Raw genomic sequence first — 18,610 nt, 5'->3', positions numbered from 1 at the left:
CCGCGAACCATCCAAGACAACGAAGGAGCCACCATGGCACCCGCCGATTTCACCACCGGTGCCCGCCCGGTCAAAGCAGCCCGCGGCACCGAGCTCACCGCCAAGAGCTGGCAGACCGAAGCCCCGCTGCGCATGCTGATGAACAATCTGGATCCCGAGGTCGCCGAACGCCCGGACGACCTGGTGGTCTACGGCGGCACCGGCCGCGCCGTCCGGTCCTGGGCCGCGTTTGACGCCATCACCCGCACCCTGGAAACCATGGAAAAGGACGAAACCCTGCTGGTCCAGTCCGGCAAGCCGGTGGGCGTCTTCCGCACCAACGAGTGGGCGCCGCGCGTGCTGCTGGCCAACTCCAACCTCGTCGGTGACTGGGCCAACTGGCCCGAATTCCGCCGGCTCGAGGCCGAGGGCCTGATGATGTACGGCCAGATGACCGCCGGGTCCTGGATCTACATCGGCACCCAGGGCATCCTGCAGGGCACCTTCGAGACCTTCGCCGCGATCGCCCGCAAGCTCACCGGGGACGAGAACGGCACCCTCGCCGGCACCCTGACCCTCACCGGCGGCTGCGGCGGCATGGGCGGCGCTCAGCCGCTCGCCGTGACCCTCAACGACGGCGCCTGCCTGATCGTCGACGTCGACGAGACCCGGCTGCGCCGCCGCGCCGGCAAGCGCTACCTCGACGAGGTCGAGACCGACCTCGACGCCGCCATCGCCAAGGTCCTGAAGGCCAAGGAGGAGCGCCGCGGCTGGTCCGTGGGCTACGTCGGCAACGCCGCCGAGGTCTTCCCGGAGATCCTCCGCCGCCACAACGCCGGCGAGCTCACCGTGGACATCGTCACGGACCAGACCTCCGCCCACGACCCCCTGAGCTACCTGCCGGAGGGCATCACGGTGCAGGAATGGCACCGCGAAGCCGAGGCCGACCCGGAAGGCTTCACCAAGAAGGCCCAGGCCTCGATGGCCAAGCACGTCCAGGCCATGGTCGAGTTCCAGGACGCGGGCGCCGAGGTCTTCGACTACGGCAACTCCATCCGCGACGAGGCCCGCAAGGGCGGTTACGAGCGCGCCTTCGAGTTCCCCGGCTTCGTCCCGGCGTACATCCGGCCGCTGTTCTGCGAGGGCCTGGGCCCGTTCCGCTGGGTGGCCCTGTCCGGTGACCCGGAGGACATCGCGGTCACGGATGCGGCCATCAAGGAGCTCTTCCCGGAGAACAAGCACCTGCACCGCTGGATCGACGCCGCCGCCGAGCGCGTCGAATTCGAGGGCCTGCCGGCGCGGATCTGCTGGCTGGGCTACGGCGAACGCGCCAAGGCCGGCCTGCTGTTCAACCAGCTCGTCAAGGAGGGCAAGGTCAAGGCGCCCATCGTGATCGGCCGCGACCACCTCGATTCCGGCTCCGTCGCCTCCCCGTACCGCGAGACCGAGGCGATGGCCGACGGCTCCGACGCGATCGCCGACTGGCCGCTGCTCAACGCCCTGCTCAACACCGCCTCCGGCGCCACCTGGGTCTCCCTGCACCACGGCGGCGGCGTCGGCATCGGCCGCTCCATCCACGCCGGCCAGGTCTCGGTCGCGGACGGCACGGACCTTGCGGCGCAGAAGCTCGAACGCCTGCTCACCAACGACCCCGGCATGGGCGTCATCCGCCACGCCGACGCCGGCTACGAACGCGCCGTCGAGGTCGCCAAGGAACGCGGCGTCCGCATCCCCATGACGGAAACCCGCTAGCCAAGACCCCGAAATCCCCGTCGATTGCTCCGTAAACGCCTTTTTGAGCCCTGAAAAGGGCCGCTACGGAGCAATCGACGGGGGAGCCCGGCTCAGACCCCAGATTTAGGAACACCGCAATGACTCTCACCACCCACGAACCGCTGACCGTCACCCTTGGCTCCAGCGGCGTCACCCCGGAGGACGTCGTCGCCGTCGCCCGCCACGACGCCCAGGTGACCATCGCCCAGGACGCGCTCGACGCCGTCGCGAAGGTCCGCGCCCACATCGACGGCCTCGCGCACAGCGAGACCCCCGCCTACGGCATCTCCACCGGCTTCGGCGCCCTGGCCAACCGGCACATCCCGACCGAACTGCGCACCCAGCTGCAGAAGTCGCTGATCCGCAGCCACGCCGCCGGCATGGGCCCGGCTGTGGAACGCGAAGTGGTCCGCGGCATCATGTTCCTGCGCGCCAAGACCCTCGCCTCCGGCCGCACCGGCGTGCGGCCCGTGGTGCTGCAGACCATGGTGGACGTGCTGAACGCCGGCATCACCCCGGTGGTCCGCGAGTTCGGTTCGCTCGGCTGCTCGGGCGATCTCGCCCCGCTCTCCCACGTGGCCCTGGTGCTGATGGGCGAAGGCGAAGCCACCGGCCCCGACGGCGAACTGTACGGCGCGAAGGGCACCCGGCCGGTCTCGGAACTCCTCGCGGCGCACGGGATTGAACCCGTCACGCTGGCGGAGAAGGAGGGCCTCGCCCTCGTCAACGGCACCGAAGGCATGCTGGGCATGCTGCTGATGGCCATCGCGGACATCCGCCAGCTGCTCACGACGGCGGACATCACCGCCGCGCTCAGCGTCGAGGCCCTGCTCGGCACGGACCAGGTGTTCCTGCCCGAACTGCACGCCGCGCTCCGGCCGCACCCGGGCCAGGCCGCCTCAGCGGACAACATGCTGCGCGTGCTGTCCAACTCCCCGATCGTGGCCTCGCACCGGATCAACGACACCAAGGTCCAGGACGCCTACTCGCTGCGCTGCGCGCCCCAGGTGGCCGGCGCTGTCCGCGACACCGTGGACCACGCCGCGCTGGTCGCTTCCCGCGAACTCGCCGCAGCAATCGACAATCCGGTGGTGCTGCCGGACGGCCGGGTCAGCTCCAACGGCAACTTCCACGGCGCCCCGGTGGCCTACGTGCTGGACTTCCTGGCCATCGCCGTCGCGGACCTTGCCTCCATCGCCGAGCGCCGGACCGACCGGATGCTGGACCCGGCCCGCTCGCACGGGCTGCCGGCATTCCTCGCCTCGGACCCCGGGGTCGACTCGGGCCTCATGATCGCCCAGTACACCCAGGCCGGGCTCGTCTCGGACAACAAGCGGCTGGCCGTCCCGGCGTCGGTGGACTCGATCCCGAGCTCGGCGATGCAGGAGGACCACGTTTCGATGGGCTGGCACGCGGCCCGGAAGCTGCGCCGCGCGGTGGAGAACCTGCGCAGGGTCCTGGCGATCGAGCTCGTGACCTCGGCCCGGGCGCTGGATATCCGCACGCAGCTCTCCGGCGGCGAACTGACGCCGGGGCCCGCGGGCACTGCAGTGATCGCCGCACTGCGCGACGTCGTCCAGGGGCCGGGCACCGACCGGTTCCTCTCGCCGGAGCTGGAAGCGGCGGACGTGCTCGTGGCGTCCGGCAAGGTGCGTGCGGCCGCCGAATCCGCCGCCGGAAATCTGGCCTGACGGCAAAGAAAATACTCGGCGGCCGGGCATTTTCCGGCGTCCCCGAAATGTTCGGCAACACGGCCCTCGGGGGCGCCGGAAGTGTAGTAGAAATATGAGATAGCCCACACCAATGACGTTGTGGAGCAAAGCTAAGAAGACGAACCTACAAAGGGGTAGAAGTTCATGAAATCACGCGGGACGGTCATGTCCAGGCGCACGGCGTTCGCAGCCACGGTCTCCGACTGGAGCAGCCTCAAGGCGGGGGACCAAGTTGAAATCCTCAAGCATGCACAACTGCTGACTGCCGGCGAGGTGGAGGAAGTGTCGTCCAGCGGGAACGTGCTCTGGCTGGTGCCGGGCACTCCGTCGGAAGCGCAACTGTTCCTGAAGTCCGACGGCGTGCAGGTGCGTCGGAGCTAGCGTACGGAAAAGGGCCGGTGAGGATAAATTCCTCACCGGCCCTTCGCCTGTTCGCGGCACGCGCGCCTACGCGGCGACGTCCTCGTGGGTCTCGCCGAACGGCACGGTCTCATCGAGCGCCACGGTGTAGGCGCCCGGCTCGTGGCGGGTGACCCGGATCCCGCAGCGTCGGTCCTGGATGGCCGAGGCGATGAGGGTGTTGACGGCGTTTTCGAGGCCATGGTGGACCTCGTGCGCGCTGGCAAACGAGAGCTTGATGGACGTGGCGTCAGAGGCCTGCGTCCGCATGGTGTGTGTGTTCATTAGTCGGTCTTTCCTAGAATCCGGCCGGTTGGCCGCCCTCTATTCTAGTCTGTCCGGCGTGGCGTCCCGGTCCGGAGCCGATAGTGTGCAGGTGGCGGTATATCTTTTAGGCGAGGGGCGCCGTTCTGTTGGAACGGCGCCCCGACCCATTCCGGGCCTGCACCCGGCTGTGGCAGGAGGGCGTGCGCATGTTCGAAGCTTCCAGTGTTGCCTTCGTCGCGGCCGGAATCGCCGTGTTCATCGCGGCGGTGCTGCCCAAGCTGCTGCGCAATGCGCCCCTCTCGATGCCGATGGTGTTCCTTGGCGCAGGCATCCTGGCGTTCACGCTGATGCCGGCCCTGCCGAACCCGGATCCCCTGCAGCACGGGGAGTTCGTAACCCACCTGACCGAAGTCTGCGTCATCATCTCGCTGATGGGCGCCGGACTGGCCCTCGACCGGCCGATAGGGCGCCGGCGGTGGTCGACGACGTGGCGGATGCTGGGCCTGGCCATGCCGTTGTGCATCATCGGGCTGACCCTGCTGGGGCTCTGGTTCCTGGGGTTGGGCCTGGGGGCAGCACTCCTGGTCGCGGCCGCCCTGGCCCCGACCGACCCCGTCCTGGCCTCCGAAGTGCAGGTGGGGGAGCCCGCGGACGAGGAAGGGGAGACCGAACGTGAGGACGAGATCCGCTTCGGGCTGACCTCCGAAGCCGGCTTGAACGACGGGCTGGCGTTCCCCTTTGTGTACCTGGCCATCGCCATCAGCTTCGTCGGCGCCTCCCCGTCCGGCTGGCTGGGCCACTGGCTGGCCGTGGACGTGCTCTGGCGGATCGGCATCGGCGTGCTGCTGGGCCTTGGGACGGGCAAGCTGCTGGGACGGCTCTTCTTCACGGCCCGGCATGAGAGTGTCCGGCTATCCAACCACTCCGAGGGCTTCGTGGCGCTGGCAGCCACCTTCCTGGCCTACGGCGTCACGCAGATGATCGACGGTTACGGCTTTGTCGCCGTGTTCGTTTGCGCCGTCACCATCCGGGCCGCGGAACGCACCCACGGATTCCACCGGGTGATGCACTCCTACGTGGAGCAGCTCGAGCGGCTGCTGACCGTGGTGATCCTGGTCCTGTTGGGCGGCGCCATCGCACGTGGCCTGCTGGCCGGGATCGGCTGGGCCGAGGTGCTCGTGGCGCTGGCCTTCCTGCTGCTGGTCCGGCCGCTGGCGGGCTGGCTCGGGCTGGCCCGCGGCAAGACCGGGCCGCGGGAACGCATCGCCATCTCCTTCTTCGGCATCCGCGGCATCGGCTCGCTCTACTACCTCGGCTTCGCCCTCGGCCACGGCAACTTCGGCGCGCAGGCGCAGGAACTTTGGGCGTTCGTGGGACTGGTCGTGGCGATGTCGATCGTGCTGCACGGCGCGACGACGGCGCCGGTGATGAACCGGCTGGACCGGCTGCGTGAACGCCGCGCGGTGGAACGGCACGGCGACGAGGGCCAGGCTCCGCACACGCCCATCTGAGGCCCCGGCGCCGGGACGCGACTCGGCTCAGGGACGCGGCGTGCCCGCAGATCCTGGCGCGCCCGCAGACCGTGGCGCGCCCGCTACCGCAGCAGTGTGTTGATCAGCCGTGCGGCCACCTTGGCGGTGCGGCCGTCGACGTCAAACTCGGGGTTCAGTTCCGCGACGTCCAGGTGCAGCAGCTTCCCGCTCGCGGCGACCTGCCGGCAGACGGCGCTGATGACCGGCAGTGGGACGCCGTAGGCGGCCGGCGCACTCACGCCGGGCGCCACCGACGCCGGCAGCACATCCAGGTCGATGGTCAGGTACAGCGCGTCCACCTGCGCGAGGAACGCCGCCACGAAGGCCTGCGCGGCGTCCGCGGAGCAGTCTTCGTCCAGCAGGTAGTCCACGCCGAGCTCCGCCGCGGTGCGGAACAGTGCCGGGGTGTTGTTCGGCTCGGAGATTCCGAGGACGGCGTACGCCAGTTCCCGTCCCGCGGCGGCCTCCGCCCGCGCCATCTGCAGGAACGGGGTGCCGGAGCTCGGCACAGGCTCGTCGCGGAGGTCGAAGTGGGCGTCCAGGTTCAGCACGCCGACACGGAGTCCCTCGCGGACGGCGGCGGACCCGGCCACGCCCAGGTAGCTGGCGAAGGCCGTCTCGTGGCCTCCGCCGAGGACCACTGGCAGGGCGCCGGCGTCGAGCAGCCCGGTGATCGCGAGCCCGGCCCGCGCCTGCCCGGCCTCCAGCGCGTCCCCGGTGACGGTGACGTCGCCGGCGTCGTGGACGTCCCGGTCCAGGTGGAAGGCGAGCGGGCCGAGGGCCGCGCGGATGGCCGCCGGGGCCGCCGMTGCCCCGGCCCGACCCTTGTTGCGACGCACGCCGGCGTCGCTGCCGAAACCGAGGATGACGGCGGGCCGCACAAGGGCGGCGCTTGCCTGCTGTAGCTGCTTCGCCGGGTGCGCTGGGTGCACGGAGTAGCGCGTTACGGCCTGCCACCAGCGGCGGTGCTCGGCGCCGTCGCCGTCGAACCTGCCGGTCCAGGGCTGCGGCGGGACATCAACGGTGCTGGCGGAAGAAGGCATGCCCCAAGCTCACCGCAGGCCGGCCCCGAAAACCAGCAGCGCCGCCGTCGGGGTGTCCGAAATCCCGGAAACTCCCCTTAAACGCCACCGAGATGACATTTCACCGCAATGTTTTTCAGAAACACTGCCGCGAACTGTCATCTCGGCGGAGGGGACGGTGCGGAGTCCCTAGTGGATGCCGAGGGCGGCCTCGATCGGGCCGATCCCGAAGAAGAGCAGGAACGCTGCGGCCACGGCCCACATCAGCGGGTGGACTTCGCGGGCACGGCCCTGGACCAGGCGGATCAGCACGAAGGAGATGAAGCCGGCGCCGAGGCCGTTGGCGATCGAGTAGGTGAACGGCATCAGCGTGAAGGTCAGGAACGCCGGGATCGCGATGCCCCAGTCCTGCCAGTCGATCTTGCCGACCTGGGAGACCATCATGAAGCCGACGACGACGAGCGCCGGAGCCACGGCCTCGAACGGCACCAGGTTGATCAGCGGGGTGAAGAACATGGCGACGAGGAACAGCAGGCCGGTGACGATCGAGGCCAGGCCCGTGCGGGCGCCTTCGCCGATGCCCGCGCCGGATTCGACGTAGATCTGGTTGGAGGAGACGGACGCGCCGCCGCCCACGATCGCGCCCAGGGCGTCAATCTGCAGCACGCGGTCCACGTTCGGGATGTTGCCGTCCTTGTCGATGGTGCCGGCCTCGGTGGCCAAGCCCACCATGGTGCCCATGGCGTCGAAGAAGATGCTCAGCAGGATCACGAACGCCAGCAGGGTCGCGGCGACGACGCCGAGGTGCTCAAAGGCGCCGAACGGGTTGGCCTTGCCGATCAGGGACAGGTCCGGGGCGGCCCACTCGGTGAACTTCGGCGCCACGAGGGACCAGCCCTGCGGGTTGAAGTTCTTGCCGTCGAAGCTGGGCCCGATGTGCAGGGTGAATTCCAGGATCACGGACAGGATGGTCGAGGTGATGATGCCGATCAGGATGGCACCCTTGACCTTGCGCACCACTAGGGCGATGGTCAGGACCAGGCCGATCACGAACACGAGCGTGGGCCAGCCGAGGAGCTTGCCGTCGAAGCCGAGGCCCACCGGGACGGTGGTTCCCGCGACGTCCGGGATGCGGCGGACGAAGCCGGCGTTGACCAGGCCGATCAGGGCGATGAAGAGGCCGATGCCGACGACAATCGCGGTCTTCAGCCCTTCCGGGACGGCCTTGAACACAGCGGTCCGGAAACCGGTCAGCACCAGGATCAGCATGGTGACGCCGGAGAGGACCACCAGGCCCATCATGTCCGGCCAGGTCAGGCCGGGGTTGGTGGCGACGGTGACGGCCACGAAGGCGTTCACGCCGAGGCCGGTGGCCAGTGCGAAGGGATGCTTGGCCCAGGCGCCCATCAGGATGGTCAGGATGCCGGCCACGAAAGCGGTCACCGCGGCAACAGCCGGGAAGCCAAGCGTTCCCCCGGACGAGTCCGGGCCGGAGAGGATCAGCGGGTTCAGCACCACGATGTAGCTCATGGCGAAGAACGTGGCGAACCCGCCACGGATCTCGCGCGAGAAGTTCGACCCCCGCTCGGAAATCTTGAAATACCGGTCGAGTGCAGAGCCCTGCTTAAGCATTGGTCCTCCGGGAGGGAAAAAGGGGTGTTAGCTAAATCCTATTAGGCGTGACGGCGCCCACCCGCCAAACTCGCCTAGTCTGTAAGGAAGCCAACACTAGGAGCAGGCCAGCAATGCGTTTCGTCAGACAACTTCCGGGTGCCCTGCTGGGCCTGATCGCCGTGGCCGCGGTCCTGCTGGGCACAGCACTCCTGGGCGCCGGCCCCGCGTCGGCCCACGACGCCGTGGAGTCGACCAGCCCCGCCGCCGGCGCCACCGTGCCCAAACCCCCGGCAGCGGTCTCGATTACCCTCAGTAATCATCCGCTGACGCTCGGCACGCAGATCAAGGTCAGCGACGCCGCCGGTACCGACTGGGCCGATGGTGCGGTGGAGATCGTCGACAACGTGGCGTCGCAGAAGCTCAAGGCGGGTGCGCCGGCCGGGCTCTATACGGTGCAGTGGCGGGTCGCCAGCTCGGACGGCCACCCGATCGAGGGAACTTTCACCTTCACCGCCTCTAGTGCGGGTACGGCGACGGCCGGCACCGCGCCGGCGTCGGGCACCGCACCGGCGTCGGGCTCAGTACCGACGCTGGGAACCGCCCAGCCGGGGACCACGTTCGCGCCCTCGCCGGTGCCGGATGCCTCGCAGCCCTTTCCGTGGAGCATCGTCATCTTCGTGGCGGTGGCCGTAGGCATCCTGGTGGCCCTGGGCCTGATGGCGAAGCGGCGGCTCAACGGCGGCGACGAGGACGAAGCCGGCTCCTAGGCCGGGAGAGCCAGCCCCGCGGACAGCAGCGAGGGCATGCCCTCCGGGTGGACCTTGGCGGAAATCGCCTGGCCCACGAGCTTGGCTTGGCGCAGGACTTCCTTCGGCGTCGGGGTAATCAACTCGCCGACGCCGACGAGGTACATGCCGAGCGCGTGCATGGCCGCCATGAGATTTTGCCCCGCGGCCACGCCCAGTTCGGCCAGCATGCGGCGCAGCTGGCTGTGCGCGCAGCGGGTGAGGACCAGATGGTCGGCGTAGAGGATCCCGTTGGGGGTGCTGACGGCCCACTGCTGTGCCGGCTGCCCGGTTCCGTGGAAGTCCAGGCTGGCGTCTGCCGGCGCGTCCGCGTTGAGATGGTCCAGCTGCAGTGCCCGCACGTTGTTGCGGACATCGAGGTGATGGCTGGCGGCGTAGTTCCGCAGGTGCCGCAAGATCTCGTTGCGCTCCCGGAGGGTGGCCGCGTCCGCCGCGTCGCAGCGCTGCAGCGAGGAGGTGTTGGCCGGGTTCCCGGCGCCGAGCAGATCGAGGCCGTCCACCACAATGGCGCCGACTCCCCGGCGCTGCAGTTCGCTGGCGACCGCCAGTCCGGACAGCCCCGTGCCGATCACCACAGTGCTGGTCCGTTCGATTCCGCCGTACTCAGGCATGCTCGACACTGCGGGGTCCCTCCTCGAATAACGCGGGTCCCGGGCCTGTGCCCGGAACGCTTTTCCGTCGATCCGTCCTGACGCGCCCCGCACGGGAGGCTGCGATCTGAAAGACGAGTCTCGGTTCAGCAACGACTCAGAGGATACCCAAGATTTCCGGTTGTGAACAGGGCCGGTCCGACTTTGAATTTCCACGAACCTGCGCTGGTTTCCGCGGGCCGCGGGGTTGCCGTTAACCGGCGGCCCGCGGCGTTCCGGGGCGGCCGGCGGCGGTGTAAACACTGGGTAAAACTTGCCCGCCTCCGGGTGGACGCCATGGCCTCACTCTTCTGGCAGAATAGCCGCAACACAGCCACGACACGCGAGGAGGCGGACCCCATGGCCGCAGAACAAGTGCATCCGGATCCGGCGGGGGACGCCGCCGGCCGCGGTTCCGCTCCCCGGGGCATCGTGGTGGGAGTGGACGGCTCAGACCACAGCCACTGCGCTCTGGTGTGGGCAGCCCGGGAAGCCGAGCGCCGGCGTCGTCCGCTGCACATCGTGACCGCCTACTCGGTGCCCGTTTTCGCCGCCTCCGGGCTGGACGGCGGGTACGCCACGGTGGACGATTCGGTGATCCGCGAGGGCGCGGAGGCCATCCTGAAGCAGGCACTGGACAAGGTGGCCGGCTACAACATTGACGTTGACGCCTCGGTGGAGAACGGGGACGCCTCCGGTGTCCTGCTGGAGATGTCGGAAACCGCCGAGCTGCTGGTCTTCGGAACCCGCGGCCGCGGCGGCTTCGTGGGCCGGCTTCTCGGCTCGGTCAGCAGCGCGCTGCCCGCCCACGCCAAATGCGCCACTGTCACGGTGCCCCTGATCTGCGGCGACCGGCTCGGCGTGACCACGGAGGACAAGCACGTCCGGGCCGAACGGGAAAAGTCCGGCCACCAGCCGATTGAAAACGTCGTGGTGGTGGGCGTGGACGGCTCCGAACAGGCCCGGGTGGCTGTCCTCGAAGCGGCCGCCCAGGCTGAACGCCTCTCCGCGCCGCTGCGCCTGGTCTGCGCCGTGCCGCAGTACAGCGGTTCGCTGGCCTGGGTCCCGGCCCCGATGGACCGCGAGGCCCTCTTTGCCGATATCCGGGTCCAGCTCGACGCCGGGGTGGCTTGGGTCAAGAGCCACTTCCCCCGGGTCGACGTCGAAACCCAGCTGGTCGACGGGTCCCCGATCGACATCCTGGTCGAGGCGAGCCGGCACGTGGAACTGGTGGTGGTGGGCACCCGCGGCCGCGGAGGCTTCGCCGGAATGCTGCTGGGATCGACCTCGGACGGCATCCTGCACCACGCGAAGGGTCCGGTCATGGTGGTGCCCGACCGGGAGGACCCGAGGCTGGCCGACCGGCCCAGCTTCGGACCGATGCTCGGCGACTCGTAAGCCCGACCGGCAGATGGGGCAGGCGCCCAGTCCAGATGTCCCGCGGCCGGGACAACAACCGGCGCTGGCGCTCGGCCTGGAGTCGGCCGGCGCGGAGTTGCTGTCCGCCGTCGGCGGCAAAGCCGCCAACCTCGGCGAGCTGCTGCGGGCACGGCTGCCGGTTCCGGCCGGCTTCTGCCTGACCACGCAGGCCTACCGCCGCGCCACCTCGAGCGCCGGTCTCGATGCCGTGCATGCGGAGCTGGCGGCTGCCTCCCCGGCGGACCTCCCCGGACTGGCGCGGCTAGCCGCCGGCGCGCGCCGCCTGATCCTGGCCGCAGACATACCGGCCGACGTCGCGGAGGCCGTGCGGGAGGCCTACGCGGCACTGGGAACGGACACCCCGGTGGCGGTCCGCTCCTCCGCCACCGCCGAGGACCTGCCCTTCGCCAGCTTCGCCGGCCAGCAGGACACCTTCCTGAACGTCGTGGGCGTCGACGCGGTCCTGGCCGCCGTCCGGGAGTGCTGGGCCTCGCTCTGGACCGACCGCGCGGTCAGTTACCGCGCCACCCACGGGATCAGTCCCACCGCCGTGTCGCTGGCCGTCGTCGTCCAGCAGATGGTGGACGCAGCCGTCGCCGGCGTCCTGTTCACCGCCAATCCCGTTACCGGCCGGCGGCACGAAGCGGTCATCGACGCCAGTCCCGGCCTCGGCGAGGCCGTAGTCTCCGGGGCCGTCAACCCGGACCACTTCGTCATCGACAGCGCCACCCGAAGGATTCTGGGGCGCCGGATCGGCAGCAAGGCGGTGGCCGTGCGGCCCTTGCCGGGCGGCGGAACCGAACGGATCGTCCAGCACGGCGCCGGCCCGCAGGCCTGCCTCGACGATGCGCAACTCCTGGACCTGGAACTGCTCGGCCGCCGCGCGGAGGTCCACTTCGGCGTGCCACAGGACCTCGAATGGGCGATCGACGGCGGCGGCGCGGCCTGGCTGACACAGTCGCGGCCCATCACCACGCTCTACCCGCTGCCGGAACGGCCGGAACGCCGGGGCGGCCCGGAACGGCAGGCCGTCCGCGACGGATCCCGCGTCTACCTGTGTTTCAGCCTGGCCCAGGGCCTGACCCGGCCGCTGACCCCGATGGGGTTGGCGGGCTTCCGGCTGATCGCCTCGTCCGTGGCCCGCGCGGCGCACTTCGACGTTCCAGTGCCGCACGACGGGCCGGCGCCATTGGTTGAGGCCGGCCAGCGGCTGTTCTTCGACCTGACCCCGGTGCTCCGCAGCGCCGTCGGGCGGGCCGTGGTCCCGCGGGTCTTCGACGTGATGGAAACCCGCTCCGCGGCCGTGATGCGCCGGTTGTTCGAGGACCCCCGCTATTCCGTCACCAGCAGGACTCCGTGGCGGCTGCTGCGGCACGTCGGTCCCGTGGCGGCGCGGGCCAGGATTCCTGAGGCGTTGCTCCGTGCCTTGTTCCGGCCTGAGGCCGCGCTCCGCCGGGCGGAGCGCTTCGGTGAACGCTTCCGCGCGGCCCTGGTGGTCCCCGCCGGGTCCACCGCGGTGCAGCGGCTCGACCATGTGGAGCGCATCCTGGGCCAGGAGCTCTTTCCGGTGGTGCCCAACATCCTGCCGCTTCCGGCCCTGGGTTTCGCCCTCCTTGCGGCGGCCGGCAGGCTCTCGGCACCCGGCGTCGGCCCCGGTGCGCTGCAGCCGGTGCTGCGCGGGCTGCCCAACAATGTCACCACCGAAATGGACCTGGCACTCTGGCGGCTCGCGTCGGCCATCCGGTCCGACGCCGGCGCTGCCGCCGTCTTCGCTGAAGCCGCGGTGCCGGATCTCGCCCAGCGCTACCGGTCCCGGACCCTGCCCGCCGCGGTGCAGTCCGGGGTCGCGGACTTCCTGGCCCGCTATGGGCACCGGGCGGTGGCGGAGATAGACCTCGGGATGCCCCGCTGGGCCGACGACCCGGCCCACATCCTCGGGGTCCTCGCCAATTACCTGCGGCTGGCGGACCCGGACCAGGCTCCGGACCGGCAGTTCGCCAGGGCGGCGCGCGACGCCGAGTCCCAGGTGGACCGCCTTGTCGCTGCTGCGGGGGAACGGGGCAGGCTGCGGGCGGCTCTGGTGCGGGCGGCACTGCGGCGCACCCGGATGTTTGCCGGGCTCCGGGAGCTGCCGAAGTATCACATCGTCGAGGCTCTCGCCGCGGTACGGAGCCAGTTGCAGGTGATCGGGGCCGGGCTCGCCGCGGCGGGCACTATTGCGGACGCGGATGACGTCTTCTTCCTGGACCTGGTGGAGCTCCGTGCCGGCCTCGCCGGGAGTCCGCTGCATCACCTTGCCGCGGAGCGCCGGGAAGCCTATGTCCGTGAACTTGGCCGCCGCCACATCCCGCGGGTGCTGCTCTCGGACGGGACGGAACCGGAGGCGCTGCAGGCGGCCGGGACGGAGGGACGTGCCCCCGGTGTACTGACGGGCACACCGGCGTCGGCCGGCACGGTCACCGGCACGGCACGCGTCATCCTTGAACCGCTTGGCGCGCACCTTGAACCCGGCGAGATCCTCGTCGCCCCCTCCACGGACCCGGGCTGGACACCGTTGTTCCTGACCGCCGGCGGGCTGGTGATGGAAATGGGCGGTCCCAACTCGCACGGCGCCGTCGTCGCCCGGGAGTACGGCATTCCCGCGGTGGTCGGGGTCCCGGACGCCACCTCGCTGATCCGCACCGGGCAGGCCGTCCAGGTCGACGGCGCCGCCGGCACCGTGGTCCCTGACCGGCCGCTGGGAACCGGCGGGCCGACAGCAGGCCGGGCCCCGGAGGAATCTGCCGGCCAACGGTGATGCCGGCCGCATCCGGGCGTAATGTTGAAGCATGAGCTGCCATGATGGAGCGCGGTCACAATGACCCGTACCTGGTTGCGCTGGCTGCCGGCCGCAACCGTTCCTGCCGTGATCGCCGCCGGGGTGCTGGCGGGATCCGTGCCGGCCAGCGCGGGAGACCCGCTGCCGGCCAAGTCACCCGAGCAGGTGCTGGCGCTGATCGCCCAGCACCGCGACCCGTCCTTCTCCGGGACCCTCGAACAAACCTCGAACCTGGGCTTGCCGGACCTTCCCCAAAACGGTTCGGGAACCGGGCCCGGCGACACCGCCTGGCTGGAGTTGCTGACGGGCCCCCACACCGCCCGGATCTACCGGGACGGGGCGGACAATGCCCGCGTCCAGGTGCTGGACCGGCTCGCCGAGCGTGATGTCATCCGGCACGGCGACCAGCTCTGGCTCTACAACTCCAAGGACAACACCGCCGCGCACGCCGTCCTTCCGTCCGGCGGCCATCACCCGTCCGCCCGGGAATCCGTGCCCTCCCCGGACCGCCTGGCCGCGAAGCTGCTCGCCGCACTCGACCGGAGCAGCAACGTGAGCGTCGGGAGGGACGTCCAGGTCGCAGGCCACGCCGCCTACCAACTGGTCCTCACGCCCAAGTCCTCCGTCACCCTGCTGGCCTCGGTCTCGATTTCGGTGGACGGCCAGAGCGGGATGCCGCTCGGCGTGCAGGTGAAGGCACGTGGCCAGTCCGATCCGGCCTTCAGCGTCGCCTTCACGAAGCTGTCGCTGACGGCCCCGGACGCCGCGATCTTCCAGTTCAGCCCGCCACCGGGTGCCACCGTCAAGGAACTCCCGGCCCCGGACCACAAGGCAGGCGCCGCCAAGGAAAAGCATGGCACGGCCAGCAAGGCCCCCGGCTCGGCGTCGAAGGACAAGGTCAAGGTCAGCGGGACCGGCTGGGAATCCGTCGTCGAACTGCCGGCCGGCGCCCTGGGCAAGATTGGGTCGCGGGACAAGGCGGCGCCGGATAAGGGATCCCAGTCCAGCGGAACACCGTCCAGCGGAATGCCGTCCAGCGGTGCGCCGGAGCGGCGGGGCGGCGCCGGAAACATTGCCTCGCTGCTGGCGCAGGCGACGGTGCCGGTGCCCGGTGGCAGGCTCCTATCGACCACCCTGCTGAATGTGCTGATCCTCGACGACGGCCGCATCTTCGCGGGGTCGGTCCCACTGGAGCGGCTCCAGGCTGCGGCTGCCGCCCGGTGACCGCCCCCGCCCCGTCCGCAGAGCGGCCATCGGCTGAATCCCCGTCCGCCGAACTGAGCATCGAGACACGGGGCTTGAGCAAGCGCTTCGGCCGGCAATTGGCGGTCGACGGCGTGGATCTCGCCGTGCCCCGGGGCTCGGTCTTCGGATTCCTGGGCCCCAACGGCTCCGGCAAGACCACCACCATCCGGATCATGCTGGGCCTCGCAGCGGCATCCAGCGGCTCGGTCCGCGTGCTGGGCGAGGAGATGCCGCGGCAACTGCGCAGCGTGCTGCCGCGGGTAGGCGCCCTGGTCGAGGGGCCGGCCTTCTATCCCTTCCTCTCCGGAGCCGCGAACCTGCTGCGCTTCGACGCCGCGGACCCGGAGGCGCCGGCCGGGACGCGGCGGGAACGGGTAAATACCGCGCTGGAACGGGTGGGCCTTGCACACGCCGCGGACAAGAAGGTCCGGGCCTATTCGCTGGGCATGAAACAGCGGCTGGGGATCGCCAATGCCCTGCTGGCGCCACGGGAGCTGCTGGTGCTGGATGAGCCGACCAACGGCCTGGACCCGCAGGGCACGCGGGAGGTGCGGCACCTCGTCCGGTCCCTGGCCGCGGACGGCGCCACGGTGTTCGTCTCCAGCCACCTGCTCGCCGAGGTGGAACAAATCTGCACGCACGCCGCCATCATGAGTGCCGGCCGCCTGGTGGCTCAGGGTCCCTTGGCGGAGCTGCGGCAGGCCGGGCAGGCCCGGGTACGGCTGCTAACGCCGGACCCCGGCGCTGCGGCCCGCGTTCTGTCCGGCCTGGGGCTGACCGTCGACGGCGCTCGCTTCGGCAACGGAAGGCCCGACGCCGGCTCCTCCACCGACGTCGGCGCCTCCGCGAGCGGGAGCGCGTCCGCCGACGGGAGCTCCGTGAGCCGGGGCGAGGTGCTGTACGCGCCGTTGCCGGCGGGATCCGCCGCCGGTGCCCCGTCGCCCGAACAACTGGTGGCGGCCCTGGTGGCGGCCGAGGTGCGGGTGCGCGGCTTCGCCGTGGAACAGGCCACCCTCGAGGACCGCTTCGTCGAGTTGACGGGGGAGGGGTTCGACGTTGCCCAGTGAGGCCCGCGCCCCCGGCCCGCGCCCCGGTCCGCATCCGCGCAGGAGGCAGCGCGGATCACCCGGCCTGCGGCTGCTCGGTTCCGAACTGGGCGTCTTGTTCCGGCGCCGCCGGACCTGGGCCATGTTGCTCGCGCTGGCCGCCATTCCGGTGCTGATCGCCGTGGCCGTTAGGCTGTCCTCCGCGGTGCCGCCCGGGCGCGGGCCGGCGTTCCTGGACCGGATCAGCCAGAACGGCCTCTTCGCTGGCGTGACGGGCATGCTGGTGGCCGTCCCGCTATTCCTGCCGCTCACTGTCGGGGTGGTCACGGGCGACACCGTTGCCGGGGAGGCGGGCCTGGGAACCCTGCGCTACCTGCTGGCGGCCCCGGCCGGACGGGCCCGGCTGCTGATGGTCAAGTTTGCGGGCGCCGTGGTGTTTGCCGTCGCGGCCCCGTTCATGGTGGCACTGGTGGGGGCAGGGATCGGTGCGGCACTCTTCCCGGTCGGTCCGGTGACCCTGCTGTCCGGGGACTCGATCGGCGCCGATCAGGCCTTCGGGCGGCTGCTGCTGATTGCCGCTTACCTGGCGGTATCGCTCGTGGGGCTGTCCGCCGTCGGCCTGTTCATGTCCACCCTCACGGACGCGCCCGTCGGCGCGATGGCGGCGACGGTGGTGGTTGCCGTGGTCTCCCAGGTCGCAGACGCGCTGCCGCAGCTGGACTGGCTGCACCCTTGGCTTTTGAGCCACCGCTGGCTCGACTTCGCCGACCTGCTGCGCCAGCCCATAGTCTGGGACTCCTTCGCGGCCAACGCCCTGCTGCAGGGCGGCTATCTGGCCGTTTTCGGTGCCCTCGCCTATGCCCGGTTCACCACGAAGGACGTGCTCTCCTAGGGTTCCTGGACCGTCAGGAACTGCCGTCAGTACCGGGCGGCGTAGGGATAGAGCTGCATCCCGGACATGGACGCGAGATCCGTCACGGTAATCCCGCTCTCCTGGTTCAGCGCCTGGACGACGCGGCCGCCGCCCAGGTAGATGGCCACGTGGTAGAACCCCGGCGCCGAACCCCAGACCAGCAGGTCTCCGGGCTGTGCCGCGGCCAAGGGCACCCGGACCGGCGCCTGCGCGAACTGCTCGGCGGCGGTGCGCGGCAGGCGCTTGCCGGCGGCGGCGAACGCGTTCTGGACCAGGCCGGAACAGTCAAAACCGTAGGCGCCAGTTCCGCCGTATTGGTAGAAGTACGGCGAGCCCATTTTGCCGAGGGCCGAGGACAGGGCTGCCTGGTTGGAACCGCCGGGGGCCGGGGCTGGGGCGGGGGCGGGGGCCGGAGGCGGCGGAGGGGCAGGCGCGGGGGCCGGGGGAAGAACCGGCGACGGCGGAACCGGGGCCGGGTCGACAGGAGCGGGAACGCTGGGGGCCGGACGCGGCGCGGCTGGGGCCGGGGCCGGCCTGGGTGAGGTGCCGGCCGGGCGGTCCGGTGTTGCCGGCACCGGCTGCGCTGCCTGGGCAGGCTGGCCGGTGGGCGCCGCCTCCCGCATCAATGCCGCGAGCCGTGCCTGCTGGCGCTGCCGGTCCAGGGCATCCACCCGGGCTGACTCCAGGGCCACGGTGGTATCGCGCAGGGTGGCGAGCTGGCCGACGAGTATCGTCCGCTGCGCCGCGGCGTCGGACACCGCTTTTTGGCGGTCCGCATCGGCGCGTTCGGCGTCGAGCTTGCGGGATTCCGCGGTCCGGGCAGCATCGTCGGCGGCGCGGTCGGCCTCGGCGGCGGCGTCCTTCGAGGACTGGGCGGCGGCGGCAGCGGTCTCCGCCGTCTGGTAGGCGCGCGTGCGTCCGGCGGCCATGGCCTCAAGCGTGGCGGCCTGCTGGAGCGCCTCGCCGTCGCCGCCCATCAGGTTGCCGAGAGCCGGAGTCATGCCGCCGTTGCGGTAGAGATCGCCGGCGAGTTGGCCAATCAGCTTGCGCGCTTTTTCCTGCTCCGATTCGGCGGCGGCGGCCTTGGCTTCCGCCAATTGCGCGGCATCCCGCCGGACCTGGAGTTCCACCAGGGCATCGGCGTAGGCGTTGTTAGCGGCGAGCGAGGCGGCCAGGCCGGCCTCCTTGGCAGCTGACGCGTCCGCCAGGATCTTGTCGATCCGGTTGACCTGGTCTGCCGTCGCGCTTTCGCTGGCTTTCGCTGCGGCGATGTCCCCGGGGGTGGGAAGATCCGGCTTGGCCGGCACCCGCTGGGCGTGGACGGTGTTCGCGGGGGCCGGGGAGGCCTGGGCGGGGATCGCCAGCGTTCCAAGCAGTACGACGGCGGCGCCGAGGGCGGCGGCCCTCGTGCCGGATGCGGTCCAACTCATGGAAAA

Annotated in this window: 15 protein-coding genes; 10 read left to right on the top strand and 5 right to left on the bottom strand. The window is 70.6% G+C overall.

The features are described from left to right. Positions 1 to 33: 33 nt before the first annotated feature. From AC1DK9_RS11540 to AC1DK9_RS11530, 3 genes are all read left to right on the top strand, one after another. Positions 34 to 1,731 carry a urocanate hydratase gene (locus AC1DK9_RS11540; protein ID WP_476861206.1) on the top strand — a complete coding sequence of 566 codons (1,698 nt, stop codon included), beginning with the start codon at positions 34 to 36 and terminating at the stop codon, positions 1,729 to 1,731. 119 nt (positions 1,732 to 1,850) lie between these two features. Next, positions 1,851 to 3,443: a histidine ammonia-lyase gene (gene hutH, locus AC1DK9_RS11535; protein WP_476916011.1), complete on the top strand. Its 1,593-nt coding sequence runs from the start codon at positions 1,851 to 1,853 to the stop codon at positions 3,441 to 3,443. Between the two features lie 165 nt (positions 3,444 to 3,608). Next, positions 3,609 to 3,845 carry a hypothetical protein gene (locus AC1DK9_RS11530; protein ID WP_476916010.1) on the top strand — a complete coding sequence of 79 codons (237 nt, stop codon included), beginning with the start codon at positions 3,609 to 3,611 and terminating at the stop codon, positions 3,843 to 3,845. A gap of 66 nt (positions 3,846 to 3,911) precedes the next feature. Here AC1DK9_RS11530 and AC1DK9_RS11525 read toward each other — a convergent pair whose 3' ends face one another. Next, the gene (locus tag AC1DK9_RS11525; protein ID WP_476861203.1) at positions 3,912 to 4,148 is read right to left on the bottom strand and encodes a hypothetical protein; all 237 of its coding nucleotides are present in this window, start codon (positions 4,146 to 4,148) and stop codon (positions 3,912 to 3,914) included. Positions 4,149 to 4,336: 188 nt separating this feature from the next. On the opposite strand from AC1DK9_RS11525, the gene AC1DK9_RS11520 reads away from it, so the two are divergent. Beyond that, complete coding sequence (locus tag AC1DK9_RS11520; RefSeq protein ID WP_476916009.1) at positions 4,337 to 5,641, top strand: cation:proton antiporter; 1,305 nt, start codon at positions 4,337 to 4,339, stop codon at positions 5,639 to 5,641. Positions 5,642 to 5,724: 83 nt separating this feature from the next. On the opposite strand, the gene hutG is transcribed toward AC1DK9_RS11520, so the two are convergent. Together hutG and AC1DK9_RS11510 are read right to left on the bottom strand one after the other, a co-directional pair. Further along, entirely contained in the window at positions 5,725 to 6,705 is a 981-nt protein-coding gene (hutG, locus tag AC1DK9_RS11515) for a formimidoylglutamase (protein WP_476916008.1), read from the bottom strand. Positions 6,706 to 6,873: 168 nt separating this feature from the next. Beyond that, positions 6,874 to 8,316 (bottom strand): NCS2 family permease, encoded by a 1,443-nt coding sequence (locus AC1DK9_RS11510; RefSeq protein ID WP_476861200.1) that lies wholly within the window; start codon positions 8,314 to 8,316, stop codon positions 6,874 to 6,876. Positions 8,317 to 8,429: 113 nt separating this feature from the next. Here AC1DK9_RS11510 and AC1DK9_RS11505 point away from each other — a divergent pair, with 113 nt between their 5' ends. Further along, positions 8,430 to 9,065, top strand: a complete 636-nt coding sequence (locus AC1DK9_RS11505; protein WP_476916007.1) for a copper resistance CopC family protein — start codon at positions 8,430 to 8,432, stop codon at positions 9,063 to 9,065. On the opposite strand, the gene AC1DK9_RS11500 is transcribed toward AC1DK9_RS11505, so the two are convergent. Then, the gene (locus AC1DK9_RS11500; protein WP_476861583.1) at positions 9,062 to 9,715 is read right to left on the bottom strand and encodes an FAD-binding protein; all 654 of its coding nucleotides are present in this window, start codon (positions 9,713 to 9,715) and stop codon (positions 9,062 to 9,064) included. The two genes, AC1DK9_RS11505 and AC1DK9_RS11500, sit on opposite strands and share 4 nt — an antisense overlap. A gap of 378 nt (positions 9,716 to 10,093) precedes the next feature. On the opposite strand from AC1DK9_RS11500, the gene AC1DK9_RS11495 reads away from it, so the two are divergent. The 5 genes from AC1DK9_RS11495 (at position 10,094) to AC1DK9_RS11475 (ending at position 17,153) form a co-directional block, all read left to right on the top strand. Beyond that, positions 10,094 to 11,131 (top strand): universal stress protein, encoded by a 1,038-nt coding sequence (locus AC1DK9_RS11495; protein ID WP_476916006.1) that lies wholly within the window; start codon positions 10,094 to 10,096, stop codon positions 11,129 to 11,131. 13 nt (positions 11,132 to 11,144) lie between these two features. Beyond that, on the top strand, positions 11,145 to 13,949 hold the full coding sequence (locus tag AC1DK9_RS11490) for a PEP/pyruvate-binding domain-containing protein (RefSeq protein WP_476916005.1): 2,805 nt from the start codon (positions 11,145 to 11,147) through the stop codon (positions 13,947 to 13,949). A gap of 60 nt (positions 13,950 to 14,009) precedes the next feature. Beyond that, on the top strand, positions 14,010 to 15,194 hold the full coding sequence (locus AC1DK9_RS11485) for a LolA family protein (protein WP_476916004.1): 1,185 nt from the start codon (positions 14,010 to 14,012) through the stop codon (positions 15,192 to 15,194). Then, positions 15,191 to 16,282, top strand: a complete 1,092-nt coding sequence (locus tag AC1DK9_RS11480; RefSeq protein WP_476916003.1) for an ABC transporter ATP-binding protein — start codon at positions 15,191 to 15,193, stop codon at positions 16,280 to 16,282. Before AC1DK9_RS11485 ends, AC1DK9_RS11480 begins: the two co-directional genes overlap by 4 nt. Before the next feature lie 121 nt (positions 16,283 to 16,403). Next, complete coding sequence (locus AC1DK9_RS11475) at positions 16,404 to 17,153, top strand: ABC transporter permease (RefSeq protein WP_476916102.1); 750 nt, start codon at positions 16,404 to 16,406, stop codon at positions 17,151 to 17,153. A 26-nt stretch (positions 17,154 to 17,179) separates the two neighbouring features. Here the strand turns inward: AC1DK9_RS11475 and AC1DK9_RS11470 are convergent, their stop codons facing one another. After that, positions 17,180 to 18,604 carry a C40 family peptidase gene (locus AC1DK9_RS11470; protein ID WP_476916002.1) on the bottom strand — a complete coding sequence of 475 codons (1,425 nt, stop codon included), beginning with the start codon at positions 18,602 to 18,604 and terminating at the stop codon, positions 17,180 to 17,182. Positions 18,605 to 18,610: the final 6 nt, after the last annotated feature.

It is taken from the genome of Arthrobacter sp. 01T414 (genome assembly GCF_056398965.1).
This window is presented reverse-complemented; position numbering and strand designations above follow the sequence as displayed.

What these genes read in the sequence shown, in the direction of transcription:
- AC1DK9_RS11540 (WP_476861206.1), top strand. Translation starts at nt 34, where the DNA reads ATGGCACCCGCCGATTTCACCACCGGTGCCCGCCCGGTCAAAGCAGCC.
- hutH (WP_476916011.1), top strand. Translation starts at nt 1,851, where the DNA reads ATGACTCTCACCACCCACGAACCGCTGACCGTCACCCTTGGCTCCAGC.
- AC1DK9_RS11530 (WP_476916010.1), top strand. Translation starts at nt 3,609, where the DNA reads ATGAAATCACGCGGGACGGTCATGTCCAGGCGCACGGCGTTCGCAGCC.
- AC1DK9_RS11525 (WP_476861203.1), bottom strand. Translation starts at nt 4,148, where the DNA reads ATGAACACACACACCATGCGGACGCAGGCCTCTGACGCCACGTCCATC.
- AC1DK9_RS11520 (WP_476916009.1), top strand. Translation starts at nt 4,337, where the DNA reads ATGTTCGAAGCTTCCAGTGTTGCCTTCGTCGCGGCCGGAATCGCCGTG.
- AC1DK9_RS11510 (WP_476861200.1), bottom strand. Translation starts at nt 8,316, where the DNA reads ATGCTTAAGCAGGGCTCTGCACTCGACCGGTATTTCAAGATTTCCGAG.
- AC1DK9_RS11505 (WP_476916007.1), top strand. Translation starts at nt 8,430, where the DNA reads ATGCGTTTCGTCAGACAACTTCCGGGTGCCCTGCTGGGCCTGATCGCC.
- AC1DK9_RS11500 (WP_476861583.1), bottom strand. Translation starts at nt 9,715, where the DNA reads ATGCCTGAGTACGGCGGAATCGAACGGACCAGCACTGTGGTGATCGGC.
- AC1DK9_RS11495 (WP_476916006.1), top strand. Translation starts at nt 10,094, where the DNA reads ATGGCCGCAGAACAAGTGCATCCGGATCCGGCGGGGGACGCCGCCGGC.
- AC1DK9_RS11490 (WP_476916005.1), top strand. Translation starts at nt 11,145, where the DNA reads ATGGGGCAGGCGCCCAGTCCAGATGTCCCGCGGCCGGGACAACAACCG.
- AC1DK9_RS11485 (WP_476916004.1), top strand. Translation starts at nt 14,010, where the DNA reads ATGACCCGTACCTGGTTGCGCTGGCTGCCGGCCGCAACCGTTCCTGCC.
- AC1DK9_RS11475 (WP_476916102.1), top strand. Translation starts at nt 16,404, where the DNA reads ATGTTGCTCGCGCTGGCCGCCATTCCGGTGCTGATCGCCGTGGCCGTT.
- AC1DK9_RS11470 (WP_476916002.1), bottom strand. Translation starts at nt 18,604, where the DNA reads ATGAGTTGGACCGCATCCGGCACGAGGGCCGCCGCCCTCGGCGCCGCC.